Genomic DNA, 24605 nt, shown 5'->3' with positions numbered 1-24605 from the left:
GCGGTTCTTGTGCATTGGTCGTCCCAACGATCTCACTTATAGGGGTCAGCCGCATCGCGCAGTCCATCGCCGAGGAAATTGAAAGCCAGAATCACCAGTACGACAGGCACGACAGGGAAAAGCAGCCACGGATAGAGGGCAATGATGTTGATGCTGCGAGCCTCTGTCAGAAGAATGCCCCAGCTGGTGATGGGCGGCCTAAGGCCGAGCCCGAGGAAACTCAGTGCCGTCTCTCCCAGAATCATGCCCGGAATGGTCAGCGTTGCGCTGGCGATCAGATGGGACATGAAGCCGGGCACGAGATGGCGGCGGATGATGCGGGCGCTGCCGGCGCCCATGACCTGGGCCGCCAATACATAATCTTCCTCGCGCAAGGCAAGAAGTTTCGAGCGCACGGCGCGCGCAAGTCCGGTCCAATCGAGCATGCCGAGGATGATGGTAATGCCGACATAGACGAGAATAGGGCTCCAGGTGACCGGAATGATCGCGGCGAGCGCCATCCACAGGGGAATGCTGGGGATCGACTGCAAAACCTCGATGACGCGCTGCACGATCAGGTCGAAGATGCCGCCATGATAGCCGGCAAGCCCGCCGATGACGATGCCGAGCACGAAGCTCATCATGACGCCGAGCGCGCCGATGGTGAGCGAGATGCGCGCGCCATAGAGGATGCGCGACAGCATGTCCCGCCCGAGCCGGTCGGTGCCGAGGAAGAAGAACTCGCCGTCCTTGGCCGGGCAGACGAGGTGCACATCCGACTGGAACAGGCCCCAGAACCTGTAGCTGTCGCCGCGGCAGAAGAAGCGCAGCTTCTGCACATCGGTCCTGTCGTCGGTATAGACGCGCTGCAGCGTGTCCATGTCGAGCCTCATCGTCTGGCCGTAGACGAAGGGTCCGACGAACGAGCCCTCGTGCATGAAGCGCAGCGTCTGCGGCGGCGAATAGATGAAGTCGATGTTGCGGCTGTGCAGATTGTAGGGCGCCAGAAACTCGCTGATCGCGATCATCAGGTAGACGGCGATGAGGAAGATGCCGGAGGCGAGCGCCATCCTGTGCCGGCGGAACTGCCACCACATCAGCTGGAACTGCGAGGCCTGGGCGATGGTCTTCAGCTCCTCGACCTTGCGCTCGGCGGCATAGGGATCGAAGGGCGCGTCGGAGACGTAATGGCCGAGGGCCGCGCCGGGTTCGGGAAGCGGCGTCTTCACTTGCGGCTTCCTCCGCCGAGCCGGATGCGCGGATCGAGGATCGCGAGAGCGATATCCGACACCAGCACGCCGATGACCGTCAGGAAGGCGAGGAACATCAGAAAGGAGCCTGCAAGATACATGTCCTGGGTCTGGAGCGCCTTGATCAGCATGGGGCCTGTCGTTTCAAGCGAAAGCACGATGGCCGTGACCTCGGCGCCGGAAATGATCGAGGGCAGGATCGAGCCGATGTCGGAGATGAAGAAGTTGAGCGACATGCGCAGCGGATATTTGAGCAGGACCCGCATCGGGTGCAGGCCCTTGGAACGGGCGGTCACGACATATTGTTTGTTGAGTTCGTCGAGCAGGTTGGCGCGCAGGCGCCGCACCATGCCGGCCGTGCCCGCCGTGCCGATGATGATGACCGGGATCCAGATATGCGACAGGATGGAGCGGAATTTCTCCCAGCTCATCGCCGCCCCCATATATTCCCGGTCCATCAGGCCGCCGATCGAGACGCCGAACCAGATATTGGCGAAATACATCACGACCAGCGCCAGCATGAAGTTCGGCACCGCGATGCCGATGAGGCCGGCGAGCGTCAGGCCGTAATCGCCCCAGCTATACTGGTGCGTGGCGGAATAGATGCCGATCGGAAACGCGATCAGCCAGGTGAAGACGATGGTGACGAAGGACACCAGCACCGTCAGCCACAGCCGGTCGCCCACCACGTCGGACACCGGCAGGCGATATTCGAAGGAATAGCCGAAATCGCCGACCAGCATGCCGCCGACCCAGTGCACGTAGCGCAGCACCGGCGGCCTGTCGAAGCCGTAGCGCTCGCGCAGCTCCTCGATCTCCGCCATGTCGGTCGCCTCGCCCATGGCGCGCAGTTCGGCGATGTAGCTCTCGAAATAATCGCCCGGCGGCAGCTCGATGATGACGAAGACCAGCATGGAGATCAGAAGCAAGGTCGGCACCATGACGGCGATGCGCCCGAGAATGTAGCGGATCATCGGGTGGGCCTCTCAGCGGTGCGTTGGGCGGTCACCCCCCTCTGGCCTGCCGGCCATCTCCCCCTCAAGGGGGGAGATTGGATGGAGCACCGTTTCGCCAATTTCAAAGGCCGGCGTTTCGAGTGAAGGGCCAGCCCCTTGCCGATCTCCCCCCTTGAGGGGGAGATGCCCGGCAGGGCAGAGGGGGGTGTGGCGCGTGAAGGGCTATGGAACATCACGCACTCTCCTCATACCAGAACGTATCCGGCATATAGACACCGAGGAAGGCGGTGGGTTGGAAGCCGCAGAGGGCCTTGGGGGGGATGTTGCGCAGGCGGCGCGAGCGGACGATCGGCTGGGAAATGCCGTTGACCGTGCCGATGGTGAAGACCTGCTCGGCATGATGCTTCAGCATGTCGTGCCAGATCGTCTCGCGCTCGGCTGGGGTGGTCGTCATCTCCCAGGCGGCGAGCTTGTCGACGAGATATTGCACCTCGGGCATGTCGGGCGGCTCGCCCTTGGTCTTGACGGTCGCGTAATACATGCCCCAGACCGGCCACTGGAGCTGGTCGTCGGCGGTGGGCGCCAGTTCGAGCGGCGACATTTCCGGCGTGGGCACGCCATTGTCGAGCCCGTACCAGACCGACATGACGATCTCGCCGCCGATGGCGCGGCTGCGGAAGATGTCGCGCTGCGAGGTGCGCACGAAAAGCCCGAGGCCGACCAGGCGGAAATGATCGGTGATCAGCTCCAGCACGTCGGTCTCCAGCGTGCTTTCGCCGGCACTTTCCACGACGATATGGGCGGAGCGGCCGTCCGGCAGCAGGCGCAGGCCCTCGTCGTCGCGCTTGTCGAGGCCGGCCTCGTCGAGCAGGCGGTTGGCCTGGTCGGGGTCGAAGGCGGCCCAGGCCTTGGCATATTCCGGCTTGAACAGCGGGCTTTCCGGCAGCACCGTGTTGGCGCTCTCCTGGCCGAGGCCGTAGAACACCGCCTTGTTGATTTCCGTGCGGTTCAGCGCCAGCGACATGGCGCGGCGCACGCGCACGTCGCGCAGCACCTTGCGCCAGCCCTCGTCGCCGCAGTTGAGATTGGGCACCAGCGCGACGCGCGAGCCGAGCGTGCGCTTCCACAGGAGCACGTTGATCGGATAGATCGTCTCGGCATTCTTCAGAAGCGTATAGTCGGCGAAGTCGAGATTGGCGACCTGGAGGTCGCTTTCGCCCGTCGCGGTCTTGGCGGAGATGAGATCCGGCGAGGAGACGTTCATCACCACGCGGTCGACATAGGGCAGTTGCACGCCGTTCTCGTCCACCCGGTGAAAGAAGGGGTTGCGCTCGAAGATGAACTGTTCGGCCGGCGGCGCGGTGCGCGGGCGCCAGGCTTCCAGCGTCGGCAGGTCCGGGTTTTCCGGCCGGGTCTGGCGCGACATCTTGATGTGCAGGCCGCGCCAGTCGTCGACGCGCTGCTTCTTGATGTGCTTCTCGAGCACATCGGCTGCCTGGAACTTCTTGTGGAACTGCCGCATGTAGGCCGCCGGCAACGCCAGCACCAGCGGGATGGGCGAGGCGAGCTTCGGCAGGAAATCCGGGATCGGCTTCTCCCAGGTGTAGCGCACCGTCAGGGCGTCGATCACCGAGAAGATCGGCGGCTTGCCCTCGACGAGAAGGTCCGTCGGCGGACCGCCCTTCAGGAGCTCGCGGTTGAGAATGACCTCTTCCCAGCAATAGCGGAAATCCTCCGCGGTAAAGGGCTCGCCGCTCGACCATTTGTGGCCCTCGCGCAGCCGAAAGGTGAAGATGCGCTCTTCCTCCACCGTGTAGCTTTCGAGGATATCGGCCTGGAGCTTCAGGTCGCGGTCATAGCCGACGAGGCGCGAATAGCTGTTGATCGGCATCAGCCGCACGTCGCGCTGGCCGCCGATCAGCATGCGCACGCTGCCGCCCTGCACGCCAGGCTCTCCGCCCAGCGCCGCCGTGTTGACGACGCGCGGCACCTTCGGCAGGCGCTCGGCGACGGGCGGCAGTTCGCCGGCGTCGACCTTTTCCTTCAGATATTTGGATTCGCCCGCGCCCGCCCGGGCGAGACCGGGCAGGAAGGCGGCGGCCAGGAGGCCGAGTGTGGTGCGGCGCGTGATCACGATGACAGTTCCCGAACATCGGCATTGCGGCGCGCCAGCACGAAATGGCCGCCGCCGAGATCGGCCGGCGCCATGCCGTCGCCGCCCTCGTCGTCGTCGCGGAAGGCCCGCGCCCAGCTTTCGCGCGACACGGCGCTGGCCCGCCCGGCCGTCTCGAAATTCAACGGACGTTCGAGATCGGGGAAGGGCACGGCGTCGAGCAGGGCCCGCGTATAGGGGTGCACCGGTGCGGTCATGATGATCTCGCGCGGCGCGATCTCGACGATGCGCCCCGCCCACATCACCGCCACCCTATCGGCCATGTAGTCGACCACGGCGAGGTTGTGCGAGATGAACAGGTAGGTGAGGCCGAGGTCCTTCTGAAGGTCCTTCAGGAGGTTGAGGATCTGCGCCTGCACGGAAACGTCGAGCGCCGAGACCGGCTCGTCGCAGATGATCATGCTCGGCCCGAGGGCAAGTGCGCGCGCAATGCCGATGCGCTGGCGCTGGCCGCCGGAAAAGCTGTGCGGGTAACGCTTCAGCGAGGCCTCGTCGAGGCCGATGGCGCGGATCAGCGCCTTGATCGCCATCTTGCGCTTGGCGACGTCGCCGTAATCGTGGATGTCGAGCGGCTCGCGCAGGATGTCGCCGACCGTCATGCGCGGCGAAAGCGAGGAGAGCGGGTCCTGGAACACCATCTGCATGCGCGTGCGCAGCGCCTGCAATTCCGCGCCCCTGGCCTTCAGCACGTCGATCGGCCCGCGGCCGTCGTCGAACAGCACGGAGCCCGTATCGGGCTCGATGGCGCGCATCAGGATCTTGCTGACCGTGGTCTTGCCGCAGCCGCTTTCGCCGACCAGGCCGAGGCATTCGCCGCGCCGGATGTCGAAGCTGACGCCGTCGACGGCGGGCCGCGCCTTCTCCTTCGCCTGCCCCGGCAGGTGCCAGTTTTCCTTGCGGATCGCGAAGGTCTTGGAAAGGTCGCGCACCGACAGGATGATCTCCGGCCCGGTGCGCGCCTGGTATTTCTTCGAGAGCAGGCTCTCCTGGTTGACCGCGATTTCGCGCAGCGGCTTCAGCCGGTCGCCGCGCTTCATGCCGAAATGCGGGATCGCCGCCATCAGGCCCTTGAGATAGGGGTGGGCGGGGCGGTGGAAGATCGTCTCGACCGGCCCGGCCTCCATGATCTCGCCCTGGTAGATCACCACCACCTCGTCGGCGATATTGGCGACGACGCCGAGATCGTGCGTGACGAGCAGCACGGCCATGTCCATCTGCAATTGCAGGTCCCTGAGCAGCTTCAGGATCTGCGCCTGGATCGTCACGTCGAGCGCCGTGGTCGGCTCGTCGGCGATCAAAAGCGCCGGGCCGCAGACCAGCGCCATCGCGATCATCGCGCGCTGGCGCATGCCGCCCGACAATTCGAAGGAATACATGTCGTAGACCTTGCCGGGATTGTGGAAGCCGACGCGCGACAGCATGTCCTCGCAGCGCTCGCGCATCTCGGCGCCCGTCAGGCCGGTGTGGATGCGCAGCGTCTCGCTGATCTGGTCGCCGATCGTGTGCAGCGGCGAAAAGGAGGTCATCGGCTCCTGGAAGATCATGCCCATGCGCCCGCCACGGATGGAGCGGATCTTCTGGCCGTCCTGCGGCAGCGACAGGATGTCGGTGGGGCCCTTGTCGGAGAGCGGGTCGTCGAACAGGATCTTGCCGGAGACGCGCGCACTCGGCGCCTGGAGGCCCATGGCGGCCAGGCTGATGACGGACTTGCCGGAGCCGGACTCCCCCACCAGGGCCGTCACCTTGCCGGGCAACACCCTGAGGCTCGCGCCCCTGACGGCCGTTATCCTTGCGCCCATCAGCGCGAAGGAGACATGCAGGTCTTCAATCCGCAGCAGGTCTCGCGGCCGGCCGATCCCATTCGAATCCATCTGTACTTTCTCGCCTGTCGGATTTTTATCCATGCGGCTTTATTTTGTTCCCTGCCGTGACACTAGCGCGCGCATTTTTTTCTGTCCACGCCTTACTTTACCGCAGGTTTGGGGTTGTCGTTGCTCGGGCGCGGACCGAATATGACAGCCATATTGCCGGCGCACCGGCGCCTCCATAGGACAGATAGATGTCAGCCAAGCAACGATTGAACGCGGAACTCGAAAAAGCCGCCGCACGACGCGATGCCGGCGCTTTTGACGCGGCGCGCGCGGTGCTGGAGGCCGTGGCGCAGGATCCGGAGCGTTCCGCGCTCGGGCTCGGGACCGCGCTCGGCCTGCCGCGGCGCCTGCATTCGGCCTTCCTGAAGCTCGCCAAGGCCGAGCGCGATCCGCTGAAACGCATCGGCTACCAGTATCACCTGGTGCCCGATCCGGCGGTGCTCGCGCCCTTTTCCGCCTTCACCACCGCCGAGCGGCGGGCGATCGCGGAGGCCAACCGCACGTCGATCCCGCCGATCATCCACCAGGTGTGGATCGGCGACGGCCCCATTCCGCCCTCGACGGAAGCCTGGGCGCGCCATGCCAAGACCCATGGCTACGGCCATTTCCTCTGGCGCGAAAAGGATCTCGAAACCGCCGGCGTCTTCGAAAACGCCGCCTTCCGCGCCATGCTGGGCGAGGGCGATTATCCGGGTGCTGTGGATGTCGCGCGCTACCTGCTCCTGGAGCAGGAGGGCGGCATCTATCTCGATTGCGACTGGTATCCGGCGCGCACCGATATCGGCTTCCACGATATCCTGCCGATGACCGGCCTCATCGCCATGGCCGAGGCCGTGCCGCGCCAGACCGGCCGCGGCAGCCTGCTGCTCGCCAATTCCTTCCTCGCCGCCCCCGCCCATCACCCGGTCATCCTCCGGCTCAACGAGACGCTGCCCAAGGTCATCGAATGCATGCCGGCCGCCCCCGCCTGGTGGTCGACCGGCCCCCTCCTCTTCACCGTCATCGCCCGCGGCGGCTCGCTGACGCTGGCAGATTCGGCGATCGTGGCGGCGGAGCTGCCGCGGGGGGCGCCGTTTTCGGAGGTGGAGGCGGCATGCCGGGCGGCGGAGGCGGGGGATGGCGGGCTGCTGTTGGCTTGGAAGTCGTGGTAGCTGGCGGTAGCGGACGGGGCACCCCCCTCTGCCCTGCCGGGCATCTCCCCCACAAGGGGGGAGATTGGATGGAGCGACGTCTCGCCCATATCCAGCGTCTCTTTTTGAGTAATGTCCCCACCTCCTGCCAATCTCCCTCCTTGTGAGGGAGATGCCCGGCAGGGCAGAGGGGGGTGGCGGCGACCGCCCCCCTTCACCACATACCAGCTTGAAGCCGGCCCCGTTCCGTGCTTTGCCCGGCATTGTATTCTATCTGTGACGATCGGCGGTTAGCACAGCCGCCACGAAGCCCCGTTTGGAGAAGACACAGCATGAAGATCGCGATGATTGGGTCCGGTTATGTGGGGCTGGTATCCGGCGCCTGTTTTGCGGATTTCGGCCATACCGTCGTCTGCATCGACAAGGCGGAAGCGAAAATCGCGGCGCTGAACCGCGGCGAGATCCCGATCTTCGAGCCGGGGCTCGATGCGCTGGTGGCCGAAAACGTCAAGGCAGGGCGGCTCTCCTTCACCACGGAATTTGCAGGCCCGGTCGCCGATGCCGATGTCGTCTTCATCGCCGTCGGCACGCCGTCGCGGCGCGGCGACGGCCATGCGGACCTTTCCTATGTCTATGCCGCCGCCCGTGAAATCGCCCAGTCGGTCAAGGGGTTCACCGTGGTCGTCACCAAATCGACCGTGCCCGTCGGCACCGGCGACGAGGTGGAGCGCATCATGCGCGAGACGCGTCCCGAGACGGATATCGCCGTCGTCTCCAACCCGGAATTCCTGCGCGAGGGCGCGGCGATCAGCGATTTCAAGCGGCCGGACCGCATCGTCGTCGGCATCGAGGACGAGCGGGCGCGCGAGGTGATGACCGAAGTCTACCGGCCGCTCTACCTCAACCAGTCGCCACTGCTCTTCACCAGCCGACGCACCTCCGAGCTCACCAAGTACGCCGCCAACGCCTTTCTCGCGATGAAGATCACCTTCATCAACGAGATCGCCGATCTCTGCGAAAAAGTCGGCGCCGACGTGCAGGAGATTTCCCGCGGCATCGGTCTCGACGGACGCATCGGCGGAAAGTTCCTGCATGCCGGCCCGGGTTACGGCGGCTCGTGTTTCCCGAAGGACGCGCTGGCGCTGGTGAAGACCGCGCAGGACAATGACAGTCCCGTGCGCCTCATCGAGACGACCATCGCCATCAACGACACGCGCAAGCGCGCGATGGCACGCAAGGTCATTTCGGCGCTCAACGGCGACGTGCGCGGCAAGAAGATCGCCGTGCTCGGCCTCACCTTCAAACCGGAGACCGACGATATGCGCGACGCGCCGTCGATCTCGATCATCCAGGCCCTGCAGGACGGCGGCGCGAAGGTTTTCGCCTATGATCCGGAAGGCATGGAGGCGTCCCGCGCCATGCTCGACAACATTACCTACGGCACCTCGCCCTACGACATTGCCGAGGGCGCCGACGCGCTGGTCATCGTCACCGAGTGGAACCAGTTCCGCGCGCTGGATTTCCAGCGGCTGAGGACCATCATGGGCAGGCCGCTCGTCGTCGATCTGCGCAATGTCTACAAGCCGGACGAGGTGAAGCGCCATGGCTTTGCCTATGTCGGCATCGGCCGCGGCACGTCGCCAATGGTCGTGCCGGTCGCCGAGGCGGCTGAATGACGCATTTCCTCGTCACGGGCACCGCGGGTTTCATCGGGTTCCACCTCGCGCGGCGCCTGCTCGACGACGGCCATTCGGTGACGGGCTTCGACGGCATGACGCCCTATTACGACGTGCGCCTGAAGGAAGCGCGCCTCGCGCTGCTCACGCCCCGTGACGGCTTCCGCCAGGTGACCGGCATGCTGGAGGACAGGGCGACACTGGAGGCGGCCGCCGCGCTCGAAAGGCCGGACGTGATCATCCATCTCGCCGCGCAGGCGGGCGTGCGCTACAGCCTGGAAAACCCCGGCGCCTATGTGAATTCCAATCTCGTCGGCTCGTGGAACGTGCTGGAACTCGCCAAGGCGCTCCAGCCGCGGCACCTGCTGCTCGCCTCGACCTCGTCGATCTACGGCGCCAACGAAAAAATCCCCTTCGCCGAGGGTGACCGCGCCGACGAGCCGATGACGCTCTATGCGGCGTCCAAGAAATCCATGGAGCTGATGGCGCATTCCTACGCGCATCTCTACAAGGTGCCGACGACGGCCTTCCGCTTCTTCACGGTCTACGGCCCCTGGGGCCGGCCGGACATGGCGCCGATCAAGTTCGCCGACGCGATCCTTGGCGACCGCGCGATCGACGTCTACGGCCAGGGCAATATGAGCCGCGACTTCACCTATATCGACGACCTCGTCGAGGCGATCGTCCGGCTCGCCGCCGTCGTGCCGGTGGAGGCGAGCCGCATCACGACACCCGGCCTCTTCGATACGCTCTCGGCGCAGGCGCCGTTCCGGGTCGTCAATATCGGCGGCGGCCATCCGGTGGCGCTGATGGCCTTCATCGAGACCATCGAAAAGGCCCTCGGCCGCCCCGCCACGCGCAACTACCTGCCGATGCAACAAGGCGACGTCCCCCGCACCTTCGCCTCCACCGATCTGTTGCACGCTCTCACCGGGTTTACGCCGAGCGTGGGGGTGGAGGAGGGCATTGCGGCTTTTGTGGAATGGTATCAGGGGTGGCGGGGGCGGGGAGCGCTTTAGCACCCCCCTCTGTCCTGCCGGACATCTCCCCCACAAGGGGGGAGATTGGATGGGCGCGCGGGCATTCTTTCATCTGCGGCGGCAGCGATAGGCGGGACGTAGCCGCGATTCAATCTCCCCCCTTGTGGGGGAGATGCCCGGCAGGGCAGAGGGGGGTGTCAAACGCCGCCGCCGCTCAAGCCGCTTCACCCTTCCGCGCCAGCACAAAATCGTACTCGACCTCCCAGAACGTCCCCTCGAACTCGTACCCCGTCGCCCGCGCGCCATCCTCGACGAGGTGAAAGTCGGCAAGCAGGCTCTGCTTCACGCCGAAGACCGCATCGGATTCGATATAGGGATCGTGCGGGTCGAAGATGTGGGTGATCAGCGTCTCGAACCCCTCGGCCTTGAGGATGAAGTGCAGGTGCGCCGGGCGGTACGGATGCCGGCCGAGGTGGTTCAGCATCCGGCCGACCGGGCCGTCATGCGGGATCGGATAATATTTCGGCTTGACGGCGCGGAACCAGTAGCGCCCGTCCGCGCCGGTGCGGAAGACGCCGCGCAGGTTGAATTCCGGCTGGATGCCGAGCTGCTGGACGTCGTAGAAACCTTCGTCGTTGGCCTGCCAGACATCGAGCACCGCGCCCTCGATCGGCCGGCCGGCGGTGTCGCGGATGCGGCCGGAGATCACCATGTCCTCGCCCTTCTGGTCGAGGCAGATATTGGCGCCCATCGGCAGTTCCGGCGCGTCCTGCACGTGGAAAGGCCCGAGCACCGTGCTTTCCGAGGCGCCGGAGGGTTTGCGGTTGTTGATGGCGTCGACCAGCATCGAGACGCCGAGCGTGTCGGACAGGAGGATGAACTCCTGCCGCCATTCGTTGCACATCTGGCCGGTGCGGGTGAGGAAGAGGATCGCCTCCATCCACTCCTCCTGCGTCGGCTCGATCTCCTTGACCGCCTCGTGCAGCTTGCGCGTCACCACCTCCATGATGGCCTTCAGCCGGGCGTCCCTGGCATTGCGGTTTCGGCCGGCGACGACCTCGACGGAATTCTCCTCGGTGAAGAAACCCTTTTCATGCGCTTCCATCGTCGGCCTCACTTTCGAAGAATTGCGGTCATGACCCGGCGCAGCTCCGCGACGGGATCACCCGCGCCGTCCGCCTGCCGCCAGCAGACATGGTGGTCAGGCCGCACCAGCACGATGCCGCCGTCGCGCACCTCGCGCAGGTTGGCCCAGTCGCCGGTGAAATCCTGCCAGGGTTGGCGCGGGCCGATGGCATGCGCCGCAATCTCGATGCCGAGCTCGCGGCCGACCACCTTTGCCGCCTCGATCCAGCCTTGCCCGCCAATGCCGGTCAGCACGGTGAAGCGGCCGTGGCCGGTGAGGTCCAGCGTCGAGACTTTTTTGCCATCCTCGGCGAACACCCAGGCGTGCGGCAGGCGGGCACCGGGCCAGGTGGTCTGCTGGAAGTGCAGCTCCGGGTCCTTTTCGAAGGCGGGTTCGGGCTCGCCGTCGCTCACCACGGCCTCAGAGCGGTAGCGCTGGTTCATCTCCACGCCATGGGCGTCGAATTCATAGACCTTCGCGGCGATCGACTGGCGAATGGCGGCGCGCTGGTCTTCAGCCGCGGGCGTGTTGTTGCAGCGGGCGTCCATGTTCTGCTGCATCTTCACCGGGTCGATGGAATCGAGCAGGCCGAGCGCCTTGAAGATCGGCCCGAATTCCTCGATCGACCTGTTGGCGCGGGTGACGATCTGCTTGGCGATCGGCGCGCGCTCGGCCTGGTAGCTGTCGAGCAACCCAACGCCTGCCTGGCCCTTCAGCACGAAGGCGAGCTTCCAGGCGAGGTTGAAGGCATCCTGGATGGAGGTGTTGGAGCCGAGCCCGTTCGACGGCGGGTGACGGTGGATGGCGTCGCCCATGCAGAAGACGCGGCCGTTCGACAGCGTGGTCGCATACATGTTGTTGACGGTCCAGGTGGAGACCGACTTGATCGTCACGTCGAGATCGGCCACGCCGACGAGATCGCGCACCACCTTTTTCGCATGGGCCTCGTCCACCGACGGGGCCGGTTGGTTGATGTCGTAGCCCCAGACGATCAGCCATTCGTGCCAGGGCCGCACCATCCGCACCAGCCCCATGCCGATGCCGCCGACATCGGCGCCCGGCTGCAAGACCCAGTAGAGCACCGAGGGCCGATGCGCGACGTAACGCGACAGGTCGGCCTCGAACAGGATGTTCATCGAGCCGGCGACGCCCATGCGGCCCTCGAAGGAGAGCCCCGCATGTTCGGCGACCTTGGAATTGCCGCCGTCCGCGCCGACGAGATATTTCGAGCGCACGGTCAGCGTCTTGCCGGTCAGCCGGTCGAGACAGGTGGTGGTGACGCCGTCGCCATCCTGTTCGTGACTGACATATTCGGTGGACATGCGGGCCTGCGTGCCGCGCGAACAGGCGGTCTTGAACAGCAGCGGTTCCATGAAGGTCTGCGGCAGGTCGTTCATGTGGCTTGGCGAGGAGAGCTGGTGTTCGGCGCGCGAGACGGGGTGTTTGCCCCAGCTCTTCATGCGGCCGATCTCCTCGCCGGCAAGCGCCGTGCAGAAGACGTTCTCGCCCATCAGGTCCTGCTCGGCGGCATACATATAGGCCTCGTCCTCCACCTCGCGGCCGAGGTCGCGCAGCACTTCCATGGTGCGCTGGTTGGTGATGTGGGCGCGCGGCGTGTTGGCGAGCCAGCGGTAGCGGTTGATCACCATGTTCTCGACGCCATAGCTCGAAAGCAGCGCCGCGGTGGCGGAGCCGGCGGGGCCGGTGCCGATGATGAGCACGTCCGTGGTGATGTCAGCCATGTGATGATCCTCCCTGATGGACAGACGGGCCGCCGACGAGTGTGCGGCGGACCGGAAAGAGCTGGATGCCGGTGCGGTCGGAGAAGGCGCCCCAGAGGCCGCGCGGCGCGAAAAGCATGGTGAGAATGCCGGCAAGGCCGAGCATCAGCAGATACCAGGAGCCGTAGTCGGCGAGCAGGTTCTGCAACAGAAAGAACAGGATGACGCCGAGGATCGGACCCTCGATGGTGCCGAGGCCGCCGATGACGACGATGAAGATGACATAGGCCGTCCAGTCGGTGACGGAGAAGGCGGCATCGGGCGAGATGCGGGCCTTCTGCACATAGATCAGGGCGCCGGCGAGCCCCGTCATGAAGGCGGTGGCGAGATAGACCATCGCCTTCATGCGCCGCGCATCGACGCCGACGGCGCGCGCCGCCTGCTCGTTGTCGCGCACGGCGGCAAGGCCGAGCCCCTGCTTGCTGCGCAAAAGGCGGTAGATGAAGCCGATGGTGGCGGCGGCGAGGATGAGCGCCAGCCAATAGGTGATCGCGTCGCTCGCTTGCGCCGGTTTCATGCCGAAGAGATCGCGCAGCAGCCCGACGCCCGCCATGTCGCGCACCGCCTCGCGCGGCAGCGAGGTGCCGGTGCCGCCGCCGAGCGTCTTCCACTGGGCAAGCAGGAGGCGCACCACCTCCGCCACGACCCAGGTGCCGATGGCGAAATAGGGGCCGTAGAGGCGGAAGGTGAAGAAGGCGGTGGGGATGGCGAGCAGCGCGGAGAGCACGCCTGCAATCAGGATCGCCGGGATGGGGTCGATGCCGAAAAGGATGACCGCGCCGAACATCGCATAGGCGCCGAAGCCGACAAAAACCTGCTGGCCGACGGAGATGAGGCCCGCATAACCCGCAAGCAGGTTCCAGCTCTGTGCCAGAACCAGCATGGTGAGAATGAAGAACAGGTCCTGCACCGCGCCGCGCGAGACGAGGAAGGGGGCGGCAAGGCCGAGCGCCAGCACGGCGAGTGCTATGAGCCGCGAGACCGAGGAGGCCCTGGTGCGGGTTTCGACCTTGAGGGAAGGGATGGCGATGGTCATCGGGACACCTCAGTCGACGGCGCGCGGGAAGAGGCCGCGCGGCCGGATCAGGAGAACGGCGAGGAAGGCGAGGTGGCCGGAGAGGATCTGCCATTCGGGGTTTATCGATGCGCCGACCGTCTGCGCCACGCCGAGGATGACGCCGCCGGCGAGCGTCCCCCAGAGCGAGCCGAGGCCGCCGATGATCACCGCCTCGAAGGCATAGATCAGCCGCGCCGGCCCGGCGGTCGGGTCGAAATTGGCGCGGGTGCCGAGATAGAGCGCGGCAATCGCCACCACCGCCATGGCAAGCCCGGTCGCCACCGCGAAAACCTGCCGCGGACGGATGCCCATCAGGCCGGCCGTCACCGGGTCGTCGGAGGTGGCGCGGAACGCGCGGCCGATCGCGGTGCGGTAGATCAAGAGGTTGAGCCCGACGATGACGGCGACCGCCGAGAGGAAGGCCATCAGCGGCATCAGGCCGATGGTAACGGCTCCGAGATTGATGGAGGCCGTTTCGAGCGCGCCGGCGGAAATGCGGCGGCTATCGGCGGAAAAGCCTTCCAGCAGCGCGTTCTGCAGCACGATCGACAGGCCGAAGGTGACGAGCAGCGGCGGCAGCACGTCCTTGCCGAGCGTCCGGTTCAAAAGCACCGCCTGCAATGCATAGCCTGCGATGAACATCAGCGGCATGACGATCAGCGCTGCACGGAACGGGTTGAGGCCGAGCCCGGTCACCAGGACGAGGATCAGGAAGGCGGCGAGCACGATGAGGTCGCCATGGGCGAGGTTGACGAGGCGCATGATGCCGAAGACCAGGCTGAGGCCGGCGGCAAACAGCGCGTAAAGCCCGCCGAGCAGCACGCCCTGCACGATCGTATCAAGAATGGTCATGGCTTGGCGCTCCGAAATAGGCTGCGTGGATCGCCGCGCGGCTAAGCGCCTCCGGCCGGCCGGCAAGCGTGATGCGCCCCTCCATCATGCAATAGACGCGGTTCGCCACCTTCAGCGCCTGGCCGATATCCTGCTCGACGATGACGATGGCGGCGCCGCTGTCCCGAATGCGCGGGAAGGCGGCGTAGATGTCGCGCACCACGACGGGGGCGAGGCCGAGGCTGATCTCGTCGCAGAGCAGCACGTCCGGGTTCGCCATCAGCGCCCGGCCGATCGCCACCATCTGCTGCTGGCCGCCGGAGAGCGCGGTGGCCGGGTTGGCGCGGCGCTCCTTGAGGATGGGGAAGAGATCGTAGACGGTCGCAAGCGTCCAGGCGCCGCGCCGCTTGCCGTAAGCGCCGACCAGCAGGTTTTCCTCCACCGTCAGCGAGGCAAACAGCCGCCGCCCCTCCGGCACCATGGCGATGCCGCGGGCGAGAATGTCGGGCGCGGCGAGCGCACCAACCGCCTCGCCGCGGCAGAACACGCTGTCGGGCGCATTTATCAGCACGCCGGCGAGCGCCCGCATCAGCGTCGTCTTGCCGGCACCGTTCGCGCCGATGATGGCGATGGTCTCGCCCTCGGCCACGGTGATATCGACGCCGAACAGCGCCTGGAAATCGCCGTAGAAGGCCTTGAGGCCCTTCGTTTCGAGGAGCGCCGTCATATCTCGATCCCCAGGTAGATTTCCTGCACGTCGCGCGAGGCCATGATCTCGGCCGGCGCGCCGATGCCGATCACCCGGCCGAAATGTAAGACGAGCAGCCGTTCGACGACCGAAGTCAGCGCGTGCAGCACATGCTCGATCCAGATGACCGCGACGCCCTTGGCGTGGATGGCGCGGATGGTGGCGACGAGCGCCTGGCATTCGCCCTCCGTCAGCCCGCCGGCGATCTCGTCGAGCAGCAGCAGGCGCGGCTCGGTGGCAAGGGCCCGGGCAAGCTCCAGGCGTTTTCGCTGCAACAGGCTGAGCCCGCCCGCCGGCACGTTGGCCTTGTCGATGAGCCCGGTCTCGACGAGGATTTCGGCGCAGCGGTCATAGGCATCCGCCTCGCTGCGCCTTGCGCCAAAACTGCCGGCGACCAGCAGGTTTTCGAAGACCGTCAGCTTTTCGAAGGGCTGCGGGATCTGGAAGGTGCGCCCCATGCCGGAAAGACACCGCGCCATCGGTGGCGTGCGCGTGACGTCGGCGCCGGCAAAGCGGATCGCGCCGCTGTCGGGCGCGATCGTGCCGGTGATCAGGTTGAACAGCGTCGACTTGCCGGCGCCGTTCGGGCCGATGATGCCGAGCGCCTCACCGTTGTCCACGGTGAGGCTGATCGCATCGGCGACCGTCAGCGCGCCGAACCGCTTGGAGACGCTGTCGAGCTGCAACAGGGACATGGTTTTGATCCTTCAGGCGATCGCTTCCATCGTGCCGCCGGTCGGAATGTTCGGCGCCGTCTTGTTGTCCGTGATGACGAGATCGTAGCCGCCGCCGTCCTTCAGCCGCCACTGGCCGCCGACAAGCGGCGTCTTGGCGATGTTCTTCGCCGCAAAGGGCGGCAGGCCCTTGCCGTCCCAGGCGATCGGACCGACCAGCGTGTCGAGCCGTGTCGCGGCAATGGCGGCGGCCACCGCATCGCCGTCCGTCGGGTCCTCGGCGCGGCCGAGCGCGTCGACCGCCAGTTCGAACAGCGCATGGGCAAAGCCGATCGGCTGCGTCCAGGGCCGGCCGGTCGTCTTCGTGAAGGCGGCCGCGACCTCGGCCGAGGTCTCGCCGGTCAGCGACGACTTGAACGGATGGCTCGGCGACCACCAGACCTCGGAAGAGAGGTTGTGCCCGGCATTGCCCAGCGCCTCCACCGCCTGCGGAAAGAGCAGCGCCTTGCCGATCGAGGCGACCTTGGGCACGAAACCCTGCTGCTTGGCCTGGTTCCAGAAGGTGGTGAAATCCGGCGGGATGACCACGCCGGTGACGATCTCGCACTGGCCGGCCTTGAAGGCGTTGATCTGCGCGGAAAAATCGTCCGTCATGTTCTGGTAGCGGCCGGGATCGTTCAGCGAATAACCCATCGTCTCCAGCACCGGCGGGAAGCCGACGACCTTGTCGCCCCAGGCATTGCCGTCGCCGTCGTTCGGAAACAGGCCGCCGACCTTTTTGTTGGTCTCCACCTGCGCCCACATGTTTGTGAAGACCGCGATGACGTCTTCCAGCCCCCAGAAGAAGTGGAAGGCATAGTCGAACGGTTTCCACGAGGCCGGATCGCCGGGATTGCCCTGCTGGCCGATGAACCAGGGCTGCCAGGGCGCGACGGTGGAGATGCAGGGCATGCCCTCGGCTTCCGCGGTCGTCGCCACCGGATTGGTCGTCTCCGGCGTCGAGGCGACGAGCATCAGGTTGACCTCGTCGTCGACGATCAGCTGCTTGGCCACTTCCGCCGCGCGGTTGGGGTTCGACTGGCTGTCCTTGACGATGATCTCGTAGTTCAGCCCCTTGGCTTTCGCCGCCGCCAGGAAGGCGTCGATGACGAAGCTGTCGGCCTCGCCGAAGGCGGCGAGCGGCCCGGTCTGCGGGCTCACATAACCGAGCTTGATCGCCGCATTCTGCGCGATCGCCGGCATCGGAAAGCCCGATGTCAGGGCGACGGCGCTTCCGGCCGCCGTGGTCTTCAAAAGTTCGCGTCTCGTCAGCATGGTTCTTCCTCCCAAAACCCTTCCTCCCGAAGGGTGACGTCAATTGGCCGGCCGTCTGCCCTCCCAGGCATGCTGCAACAGCGCGCGGATCGACGGACGGTCGATGGCGCGCGGGTTGCGGTAAGGGCTTTGCGTGGCGATCTCCGCGGCGCGGTCGAGATCGGCTTCGGAAAGGCCGAGGTCCTTCAGCGCCAGCGGCGCCCCGGCGGCTTTCGCGAAATCCCACAGCCCGCCGCCGACCGAACCGCCGAACATCTCTGCCACCGGGGCGAGCAGGTCGGGCACGGCGACGGCGTTGAAGGCCGCGGTGTGCGGCAGCATGATCGCATGCGTATCGGCATGCGGCGTATCGAAGGTGCCGCCGAGCGTGTGGCAGATCTTGTGGTGCAGCGCCATGCCGACCGTGCCGAGCACCGTGCCGCAGAGCCAGGCGCCATAGAGCGCCTCCGCGCGCGCCTCGGCGTCGCGGGGCTGCGCCACGAGCTGCGGCAGGCTCCGGCGGAAGGCGCTGAGGCCCTCGATCGCCATCAGCGAGGAAACGGGGTTGCGGTCTTCGGCGTAAAGCGCTTCGACGGCATGCGCCATGGCATTGAGCCCGCTGGTCACGCTCATGGCGACCGGCAGGCCGAGCGTCAGCGCCGGATCGTAGATCACCACTTCCGGCAGGATGCTGGCGGCGCGCACCGTCGTCTTGCGGCCGGCCTCCGTCTGGCCGAGGATCGGCGTCACCTCGGAGCCGGCATAGGTCGTCGGAATGACGATCTGCGGCAGGTCGGTGCGGTAGGCGATCGCCTTGCCGAGCCCGGTCGTCGAGCCGCCGCCGAGCGAGACGACGCAGTCCGCACCCGTCTGGCGCACCACGTCCATGGCCGTTTCCGTCACGTCGACAGGTGTGTGCATCACGGCACCGGCGAAGACCCCGACTGCGCGGACCCCGAGCGTTTCCGCCAGCCTTTCGGCATCGGCCTTCTGGTGCGGCGTCGACAGAACGAGGGCACGGCGGCAGCCGATCTGGTCGAGCCAGTCGCCGACGGTGTCGCTCTTGCCGGCGCCGAAGACGATATGGGCCGGGCTGGTGGAATAGACGAAGTCGCGGGTCACGCCGTTGCCCCCTGTTTCGATCGCGCCATGACGAAGGTGTAGTCGAGCCGGAAACACGGCTTGTCGGCCGCGCGTTCGAAGCGGCAGACCAGCTCCGGCTTGACGCCGAACAGCGCATCCGCGTCGAGCTGCGGGTCGCTTGCGTCATAGAGATGCGTGACGATCGTCTCGAAACCGGCCGCCCTGATCATGAAATGCAGGTGCGCCGGGCGGCGCAGCGGCAGGCCGGCCTTGCGCAGCAGCGTGCCGACCGGCCCGTCATCCGGCACGCCGTAGCCCGCCGGGCGGATGGTGCGGTAATGGAACCGGCCCTCGCCATCGGTGCGAAACAGGCCGCGCAGGTTGAATTCCGGCTGCAAATCCGGCTGCTGGTTCTCGTAGAGGCCGGCGGCGTTGGCCTGCCAGGTGATGACCTCGGCACCGGCGATCGGCGCGCCATCGAGATCCTGCACGCGGGCGGAAACGGCAAGTCCCTCGCCGACACCGTCGAGGGAGATGTCGCTGCCGAGCGGGCGCGCCGGCGCATCGGCGCGGAAGAAGGGGCCGCGCACGGTGTTCGGCGTCGCAAGCTTCGGGCGGCGCGTGTTGACCTCCTCGACCAGCGCGGAGGCGCCGAGCAGGTCCGACAGCAGCACCCATTCCTGGCGGCGGTCGTCTGCCGCATGGCCGACCTCGGTGAGGAAGGCGATGACGCCGCGCCATTCGGCCGGCGTCGGCTTCAGCTCGGTAATCAGCGCATGGAGATGGGTGACGGTCGCGGTCAGCGCCTGGCGCAGCCTGCCGTCGCCGGCAGCGGCCAGCCTTCGCGCAAAGGCGTCCGACGCGGTCAAGGTATCGACAGGGGAAACCATCGGTCCCGGCATGCTTTCTCCTCCAGCTGAGGGAAATCTAGCAAAGGACGGACGCGGCATTGATGATTTTGTGCCGGAATAATATAACGGATCGTTATGAAGATAGACGAGCGCCACCTGATCCAGCTTGCCGCCGTCGTCAAGACGGGCGGCGTCACCGAGGGCGCGGCGCTGCTCGGCATGGCGCAGCCCGCCGTCTCGCGCACCCTGTCCATGCTGGAAAAGCGCCTTGGCGAACCGCTGTTTCTCAAGGGAAAGCGACCGCTCCAGCCAACGCCGCTCGGCCGGGCGCTCGCCGATCACGGCCAGGTCATGCTCGCCGCCTCGCGCAAGGCGTCGGACACGATCGAGAGTTTTCGCGTCGGCAAGGGCGGCACGGTGCGCATCGGCGGCACGCCCTTCTTCATGGATGCGCTGATCGCCGGCATGATCGCGGAATTCCAGAACCAGCATCCGGATGTGCGCGTCGACCAGAGCTACGGCTATTTTCCCGATCTCAGGGCGGCGCTGAAGGCCGACCAGATCGACCTCGCCATCTGCCCCATCGACATTCTCGACGAGGGCTCGGGGCTGGAATTCCACGAGATCCTGCCCGGCCGCAACGTCGTCGCCTGCCGCGTCACGCATCCGCTGCTTTTGAAGCGACGCCCGCAGCCGATGCATCTCTTGGATTACCCCTGGGTCGCGCCGCCGCCCGGCAGCCCGCTTCTCGCCGACCTGCGCAGAATGCTGCTCTCCTTCGGCGCCACGGAAATCCGCATCCGCTATACCGGCGGCTCGCTGATGAGCGTCGTCAATTTCCTCAAGGGCAGCGATGCGCTGACCGTGCTGCCGCACAGCGTCGTCTTCGCGCAACGCAACGAAAGGTCGATCACCGCGCTGCCGGTCAACGTGCCCCACCCCCAACGCGCCCTCGGCCTCCTCAAACGCGCCGACGCCCCGCGCATGCCCGCCGTCGACCACTTCGCCCGCCATGTGCAGAGCGGCTTCGACAATCTCAAGCATCTGATCAAGCGGCACGAGGAGTCGGTGGTTTGGGGGCTTTGAGGGGGGCGGGGTGTGGCTCACCCCCCTCTGCCCTGCGGGCATCTCCCCCTCAAGGGGGGAGATTGGATGGAGCGACGTCTCGCCCATCTTTGGCGCTTCAATTTGAGCAATGCCCGCGCCCTTTGCCAATCTCCCCCCTTGAGGGGGAGATGGCCGGCAGGCCAGAGGGGGGTGCCTTCGCCGCACCACCAAAAAACCATCACCCCTTCACAAACGCCAGCACATCGGCGTTGAACTTCTCCGCCAGCCGACGCGCACCGCCCTTGTAAACCAGCAACTGCGCATCCTCGCTGTTTACCGGCCGTCGCCACCGGAGCAGAGCGCTTCCTACGTGCCGAAATATACCTTGGTCGAGGCCGCCCGGCCACGCAATCCAGCCGCGCTATTGCGAAAACGTCAACAATCTATGCAACATTATGGCTCTTCTGGTGAAGGCCGCGGCGGGTTATCTCTTGCTCAACGAATGAAACCGAGAGCGAGGACAAATCCATGCTTACCCAGATCAAAGGCCTGCATCACGTCACCTCGATGGCGGCCGACGCGCAGGAAAACAACGACTTCTTCACCAAGACGCTCGGCCTGCGCCGCGTCAAGAAGACCGTCAACTTCGACGCGCCGGACGTCTACCATCTCTATTACGGCGACGAGACCGGCTCGGCCGGCACGGTCATGACCTATTTTCCCTTCCCGCATATGGCCAAGGGCAACCGCGGCGCCGGCGAAGTCTCCGAGACGGTGTTTTCCGTGCCGAAGGGCTCGCTCGGCTACTGGAAGGAGCGCTTTGCCGGCACCGGCGTGAGCGGCCTTGCGGAAGACGACGCCTTCGGCGAGAAGCGCCTGCGCTTCCTCGGCCCCGATGGCGACGGTTTCGCGCTGACCGAGGTCGACGGCGACAAGCGCAAGCCCTTCCTGGGCGGCACGGTCCCGGCCGATGACGGCGTGCACGGTTTCCACGGCGTCACCATGCGGCTGCGCGATGGCGGTGCCACCGGCGAACTGCTGAAATACATGGGCTACGAGGAAATCGACCGTCGCGGCACGCTGACCCGCTACGCCGTCAAGGACGGCAATGGCGCCGATGTCATCGATCTCGACGTGTTGCCCGGCGCGCCGTCCGCCCGCCAGGGTGCCGGCTCGGTGCACCACGTCGCCTTCGCGGTGGAAAACCGCGCGGCGCAGGAAGAGGTGCGCAAGGCGCTGATGGATACCGGCTACCACGTCACCCCGGTGATCGACCGCGATTATTTCTGGGCCATCTACTTCCGCACGCCCGGCGGCGTTCTGTTCGAAGTGGCGACCAACGAGCCGGGCTTCGACCGCGACGAGGACACCGCCCATCTCGGCCAGGCGCTGAAGCTGCCGCGCCAGCATGCGGCCTTGCGCGCGCAGATCGAAGAGATCCTGCCGCCGATCGTCGACTGACCTGCGACCCCGCCGCCGGCGCCAGTCGGCGGCCCTTTCACGAAGGAGACCATCATGTCCCGTGACGCCTACCATCATTCGCCAGGACGCCGGAAGCCGGCGCGCCTTTGGTCTTCACCTTCCACGGCACCGGCGGCGACGAACACCAGTTCACCGGCCTCGTGCACCAGATCCTGCCCGCGGCCGGCATCGTCTCGCCGCGCGGGGACGTTTCCGAACAGGGCGCAAACCGCTTCTTCCGCCGCACGGGGGAAGGGGTCTACGACATGGCGGACCTCGCGCTGCGCACCAGCAAGATGGCGGATTTCATCCGCGCCCATAAGGCGGAAAACCCCGGGACGCCGATCTACGGCCTCGGCTATTCCAACGGCGCCAACATCCTCGCTTCGGTGCTTTTCGAGGCGCCGGACCTGTTCGACCGGGCGGTGTTGATGCATCCGCTGATCCCCTGGACGCCCGCGCCGAACGCAGGGCTCACTGGGCGAAAGATCCTGATCACCGCCGGCAGGCGCGATCCGATCTGCCCGCTGCCGCTGACGGAGCGGCTTGCCGCCTATCTGGAAGGCGAGGGCGCTTCGGTCGATCTCACGCTGCACGATGGCGGCCATGAGGTGCGCCAGCCGGAGATCGACGCCATTGCTGCCTTCCTCGCCGATCGGGGATAAGGTGGACGAAAGCGGCCGGCTCCCGCCCCGGAGCCGGCCTTCAAGACAATCGAACGAGGAGAAAAACCATGAGCTGGATGCCCGGTATTGAACCGCAATGTCCCGAGGCCGGCACGGTCGACGACATCGAGATGCTGATCGTGCCGCGCGCCCGCGATCTCGGCGGCTTCGAGGTGCGCCGCGCGCTGCCGGCGCCGGAGCGCCAGATGGTCGGCCCCTTCATCTTCTTCGACCAGATGGGACCGGCCGAATTCCTGCATGACGGCGGCATCGACGTGCGCCCGCATCCCCATATCGGCCTTGCCACCGTCACCTATCTCTATCAGGGCGAGTTCCAGCACCGCGACAGCCTCGGCACCAACCAGATGATCTATCCGGGCGAGGTGAACTGGATGGTCGCCGGCAACGGCGTCACCCATTCCGAGCGCACCAGCCCCGAGACCCGTGCCAAACGCCATTCGCTGTTCGGCATCCAGACCTGGGTGGCGCTGCCGGAAGCCGACGAGGACAAGCCGGCAAGCTTCGAGCACCAGGGCGCCGACGCCCTGCCGTTTCTCTCAGGCGAGGGCAAGCAGGTCCGCCTCATCCTCGGCAATGCCTGGGGCGAGCGCGCGCCGGTGAAAACCTTCTCCGAGATGTTCTATGCGGATGCGTGCTGGAGGCCGGCGCAAAACTGCCGCTGCCCGACAACCACGAGGACCGCGGCCTCTACGTCACGCAGGGCTCCGTGCTGATCGCCGGAGAGGAATTTCTGGCCGGCCGGATGATGGTGTTCCGCCCCGGCGATCCGATCACCGTCACCGCAGGCGAGGCGGGCGCCCGCCTGATGCTGCTCGGCGGCGAGACGATGAACGGGCCGCGCTACATCGCCTGGAACTTCGTCGCCTCCTCGAAGGAGAAGCTGGAGGCCGCGCGGGACGCCTGGATCAAGGGCGATTTCGAACACGGCCGCTTCCGCCTGCCGCCGGACGACAAGGCCGAATTCATCCCCTTCCCGGAGACCCTGCCCACCGGCCACTGATCACGGGTCGAGCTCCGGATAATGGCGGAAGAGGTCGTCCTCGTTCGGCGCCAAACGGCGCTCGCTTTTCAGATAGGCGGCGATGGGCGGATGTTTCGCCACGGCGGCCGAGACGGCGGCTATCTTCGGATAGTCGCCGTAAAGCCGCTCCATCAGCCGCGGGAAGGCATAGGAAAGCCCGCTCGTCACCTGGAACAGCGAAAGGTCCGCATAGGTCAGCCGGTCGCCGACGAGATGGGCGGGGCCGGCCGGGTTGCGCTCCAGGATCGTCTCGAACCAGTCGAGGAATTTCGGCACGCGCTCGTTACCGAATTCCTCCGCCCGGCGCAGCGCCTCCGGCTTCTGATCTTCATAATATTGCCCCGCACCGATCGGGTGGTGCACGTCGTGCCCCTCCACGACGAAATCGGCGATGGTGAGCTGGATCTGGTGCGTCCACAGCCCCAACCGCTCGTCCTTCGGCGCGAGATCCAGCCGTTCGCCGAGATAAAGCAGGATCGCCGCCACCTGTCCGACCACCACCGCCCCGTCCTTCAGGAACGGCGGCGCGAAGGAGGGCGTCTCGAGCTCCTTGCCCATTGCCGCCAAGACGTGGTCGCCCTCCAGCCGCGCGACATCGCGATAGCGCGCGCCCGCCGCTTCCAGCGCCAGCCGCACATATTCGCCGCGGCCCTGAATGCCGCTCCAGTAATAGAGGTCATAGGTCATGCCGCCCAAATGCTATCAGCCCCGCCCGGGTTCCGCAAAAGTGGAGAAGCTAACCCAAGTGCATCATGGCCGTGCTGGAGGGTAGGGGATCAACCGCCTTCCTGCAAATGGGCGGCGAAGACCTCGGCGGGTGTCCTGTACCCCAGGCACCTTCGCGGCTGATCATTCAGGTGGCGGGCGAGTTGGGTGAGATCGCGCTGTGATACGGCTGCCAGATCCGTGTCACCTGGCATGAAGCGGCGAA

At 66.1% G+C, this 24605-nt stretch carries 20 protein-coding genes and 2 pseudogenes; 7 read left to right on the top strand and 15 right to left on the bottom strand.

The window, feature by feature from the left end; translation table 11 throughout:
* Window positions 1-32: 32 nt before the first annotated feature.
* From VGN93_RS20860 to VGN93_RS20845, 4 genes are all read right to left on the bottom strand, one after another.
* Window positions 33-1208 (bottom strand): ABC transporter permease, encoded by a 1176-nt coding sequence (locus VGN93_RS20860; protein WP_327508960.1) that lies wholly within the window; start codon window positions 1206-1208, stop codon window positions 33-35.
* Entirely contained in the window at window positions 1205-2203 is a 999-nt protein-coding gene (locus VGN93_RS20855) for an ABC transporter permease (RefSeq protein WP_319316196.1), read from the bottom strand. The genes VGN93_RS20860 and VGN93_RS20855 overlap by 4 nt, the downstream gene beginning before the upstream one ends.
* Before the next feature lie 214 nt (window positions 2204-2417).
* Complete coding sequence (locus VGN93_RS20850) at window positions 2418-4319, bottom strand: ABC transporter substrate-binding protein (protein ID WP_327508959.1); 1902 nt, start codon at window positions 4317-4319, stop codon at window positions 2418-2420.
* Window positions 4316-6229, bottom strand: a complete 1914-nt coding sequence (locus VGN93_RS20845; protein WP_327508958.1) for an ABC transporter ATP-binding protein — start codon at window positions 6227-6229, stop codon at window positions 4316-4318. The genes VGN93_RS20850 and VGN93_RS20845 overlap by 4 nt, the downstream gene beginning before the upstream one ends.
* A 188-nt stretch (window positions 6230-6417) precedes the next feature.
* On the opposite strand from VGN93_RS20845, the gene VGN93_RS20840 reads away from it, so the two are divergent.
* From VGN93_RS20840 to VGN93_RS20830, 3 genes are all read left to right on the top strand, one after another.
* On the top strand, window positions 6418-7380 hold the full coding sequence (locus tag VGN93_RS20840) for a glycosyltransferase family 32 protein (protein WP_327508957.1): 963 nt from the start codon (window positions 6418-6420) through the stop codon (window positions 7378-7380).
* Window positions 7381-7691: 311 nt separating this feature from the next.
* The gene (locus VGN93_RS20835; protein ID WP_327508956.1) at window positions 7692-9035 is read left to right on the top strand and encodes a UDP-glucose/GDP-mannose dehydrogenase family protein; all 1344 of its coding nucleotides are present in this window, start codon (window positions 7692-7694) and stop codon (window positions 9033-9035) included.
* Window positions 9032-10054 carry an NAD-dependent epimerase/dehydratase family protein gene (locus tag VGN93_RS20830; protein WP_327508955.1) on the top strand — a complete coding sequence of 341 codons (1023 nt, stop codon included), beginning with the start codon at window positions 9032-9034 and terminating at the stop codon, window positions 10052-10054. The genes VGN93_RS20835 and VGN93_RS20830 overlap by 4 nt, the downstream gene beginning before the upstream one ends.
* A gap of 175 nt (window positions 10055-10229) precedes the next feature.
* Here VGN93_RS20830 and VGN93_RS20825 read toward each other — a convergent pair whose 3' ends face one another.
* The 9 genes from VGN93_RS20825 to VGN93_RS20785 are packed head-to-tail and all read right to left on the bottom strand — an operon-like array spanning window position 10230 to window position 19510.
* On the bottom strand, window positions 10230-11120 hold the full coding sequence (locus VGN93_RS20825) for an intradiol ring-cleavage dioxygenase (protein WP_327508954.1): 891 nt from the start codon (window positions 11118-11120) through the stop codon (window positions 10230-10232).
* Window positions 11121-11128: 8 nt separating this feature from the next.
* Entirely contained in the window at window positions 11129-12883 is a 1755-nt protein-coding gene (locus VGN93_RS20820; protein ID WP_327508953.1) for an FAD-dependent monooxygenase, read from the bottom strand.
* Window positions 12876-13958 carry a branched-chain amino acid ABC transporter permease gene (locus tag VGN93_RS20815; protein WP_327508952.1) on the bottom strand — a complete coding sequence of 361 codons (1083 nt, stop codon included), beginning with the start codon at window positions 13956-13958 and terminating at the stop codon, window positions 12876-12878. The genes VGN93_RS20820 and VGN93_RS20815 overlap by 8 nt, the downstream gene beginning before the upstream one ends.
* A 9-nt stretch (window positions 13959-13967) precedes the next feature.
* The gene (locus VGN93_RS20810) at window positions 13968-14831 is read right to left on the bottom strand and encodes a branched-chain amino acid ABC transporter permease (RefSeq protein ID WP_327508951.1); all 864 of its coding nucleotides are present in this window, start codon (window positions 14829-14831) and stop codon (window positions 13968-13970) included.
* Window positions 14818-15537, bottom strand: coding sequence for an ABC transporter ATP-binding protein (locus VGN93_RS20805; protein ID WP_327508950.1), 720 nt, complete (start codon window positions 15535-15537; stop codon window positions 14818-14820). Before VGN93_RS20805 ends, VGN93_RS20810 begins: the two co-directional genes overlap by 14 nt.
* Complete coding sequence (locus tag VGN93_RS20800; protein WP_327508949.1) at window positions 15534-16253, bottom strand: ABC transporter ATP-binding protein; 720 nt, start codon at window positions 16251-16253, stop codon at window positions 15534-15536. Before VGN93_RS20800 ends, VGN93_RS20805 begins: the two co-directional genes overlap by 4 nt.
* Window positions 16254-16265: 12 nt before the next feature.
* Window positions 16266-17546, bottom strand: coding sequence for an ABC transporter substrate-binding protein (locus tag VGN93_RS20795; RefSeq protein WP_327508948.1), 1281 nt, complete (start codon window positions 17544-17546; stop codon window positions 16266-16268).
* A 39-nt stretch (window positions 17547-17585) separates the two neighbouring features.
* Window positions 17586-18647, bottom strand: a complete 1062-nt coding sequence (locus VGN93_RS20790; RefSeq protein ID WP_327508947.1) for a maleylacetate reductase — start codon at window positions 18645-18647, stop codon at window positions 17586-17588.
* Complete coding sequence (locus VGN93_RS20785) at window positions 18644-19510, bottom strand: dioxygenase (protein ID WP_327508946.1); 867 nt, start codon at window positions 19508-19510, stop codon at window positions 18644-18646. The genes VGN93_RS20790 and VGN93_RS20785 overlap by 4 nt, the downstream gene beginning before the upstream one ends.
* 84 nt (window positions 19511-19594) lie before the next feature.
* Here VGN93_RS20785 and VGN93_RS20780 point away from each other — a divergent pair, with 84 nt between their 5' ends.
* From VGN93_RS20780 to VGN93_RS20765, 4 genes and pseudogenes are all read left to right on the top strand, one after another.
* Entirely contained in the window at window positions 19595-20545 is a 951-nt protein-coding gene (locus VGN93_RS20780) for a LysR family transcriptional regulator (protein WP_327508945.1), read from the top strand.
* A gap of 489 nt (window positions 20546-21034) precedes the next feature.
* A complete protein-coding gene (locus VGN93_RS20775; RefSeq protein WP_327508944.1) occupies window positions 21035-21967 on the top strand; it encodes a ring-cleaving dioxygenase in 933 nt (310 codons plus the stop codon).
* Window positions 21968-22074: 107 nt separating this feature from the next.
* On the top strand, window positions 22075-22632 hold the full coding sequence (locus VGN93_RS20770; RefSeq protein WP_327508943.1) for an alpha/beta hydrolase: 558 nt from the start codon (window positions 22075-22077) through the stop codon (window positions 22630-22632).
* A gap of 68 nt (window positions 22633-22700) precedes the next feature.
* Window positions 22701-23653: pseudogene (locus VGN93_RS20765) on the top strand (pirin family protein).
* Here VGN93_RS20765 and VGN93_RS20760 read toward each other — a convergent pair.
* Together VGN93_RS20760 and VGN93_RS20755 are read right to left on the bottom strand one after the other, a co-directional pair.
* Window positions 23654-24361 (bottom strand): glutathione S-transferase, encoded by a 708-nt coding sequence (locus tag VGN93_RS20760; RefSeq protein ID WP_327508942.1) that lies wholly within the window; start codon window positions 24359-24361, stop codon window positions 23654-23656.
* 89 nt (window positions 24362-24450) lie between these two features.
* Window positions 24451-24605, bottom strand: a pseudogene (locus tag VGN93_RS20755) (IS30 family transposase); the annotation flags it as partial.

Origin of the sequence: Shinella sp. (assembly GCF_035998705.1) — a bacterium.
Taxonomy (GTDB): Bacteria; Pseudomonadota; Alphaproteobacteria; order Rhizobiales; family Rhizobiaceae; genus Shinella.
This window is presented reverse-complemented; position numbering and strand designations above follow the sequence as displayed.